Origin of the sequence: Mesorhizobium sp. Cs1321R2N1 (assembly GCF_037179725.1) — a bacterium.
Lineage (GTDB): Bacteria > Pseudomonadota > Alphaproteobacteria > Rhizobiales > Rhizobiaceae > Mesorhizobium > Mesorhizobium salmacidum.
The window spans coordinates 1-1057 of record NZ_JAPYKP010000318.1; the positions used below are offsets into that span (position 1 = coordinate 1).

1 protein-coding gene is annotated in these 1057 nt (G+C 60.1%); it reads left to right on the forward strand.

The features are described from left to right. Positions 1-86 precede the first annotated feature (86 nt). Positions 87-1041, forward strand: a protein-coding gene (locus O7A61_RS32275) for an IS630 family transposase (RefSeq protein WP_442921141.1) whose coding sequence is annotated in 2 segments (ribosomal slippage) — positions 87-406 and positions 405-1041 — 957 coding nt in all. Because the reading frame shifts where the segments join, the coding sequence is not laid out codon by codon here. Positions 1042-1057 lie beyond the last annotated feature (16 nt).

Genomic DNA, 1057 nt, shown 5'->3' on the forward strand with positions numbered 1-1057 from the left:
CTAGAGCGTCGGATGCTCAGGTTGAATCGCGAGGGATTCCGATGATGTCGGGTTTGTGATTCACTTCCGTATGGAGGTGATTTGCCATGCCCAAGCCCTATTCGCTCGATTTGCGTGAACGTGTGGTGCGGTTTGTCGAGGCTGGCCATTCACGGCGAGCGGCGGCGGCCCATTTTGGGGTGTCGGTTTCGTTCGTCGTGATTCTGATGCGGAACTATCGATCGACCAACACCCTGGTGCCCAAGGCCAGCGGTGGTCGCCGCCATTCCAAGCTCGATCCGCATCGTTCGTTCCTGCTTGGCCGTGTGGTCGAGAAGGATGACATCACCATGCCGGAGCTTGCCGCCGAACTGGCCGCTGTAACCGGCGTCCAGGTTGCGCCTGCTTCGATCTCGCGTTGGCTCATCAGAAACGGCTACCGCTTCAAAAAAAACGCTGCTGGCCAGCGAGCAAGATCGGCCCGACATCAGCAAGGCGCGGCAGGAGTGGCAGACCAAGCGCCAACCACGAATGCGGCTTGAGCCCCATCGGCTGGTGTTCATCGACGAAACCGGAACCACTACGAAGATGACGCGCCTGCGCGGCCGCTGCCTGAAGGGCCAACGGCTGCGCTCAAAGGCACCGTTCGGACATTGGAAGACGCAGACCTTCATCGCCGGGCTGCGCTGTCATGGGCTCACTGCCCCTTTCGTCATCGACACGCCGATGAACCGGCGCATCTTCGAAACCTACGTCGAAACGCAGCTCGCTCCGACGCTGGCAAAGGGTGATGTGGTCATCCTCGACAACCTTGCTGCCCACAAGAGCCCTGCCGCCGAGAGGCTCATACGGGCCAGAGGCGCATGGCTGCTCTTCCTGCCGCCTTACAGCCCAGATCTCAACCCGATCGAAATGGCCTTCGCCAAGCTCAAGGCGCATCTGCGCGCAAAGGCCATCAGGACCATCGACGCCCTGTGGCAGGCCATTGGCGATATCTGCAATCTCTTCTCCCCAACAGAATGCAGAAACTACTTCGCTGCCGCAGGATATGGACTCACATGAAAGTCCGCCGCTCTAG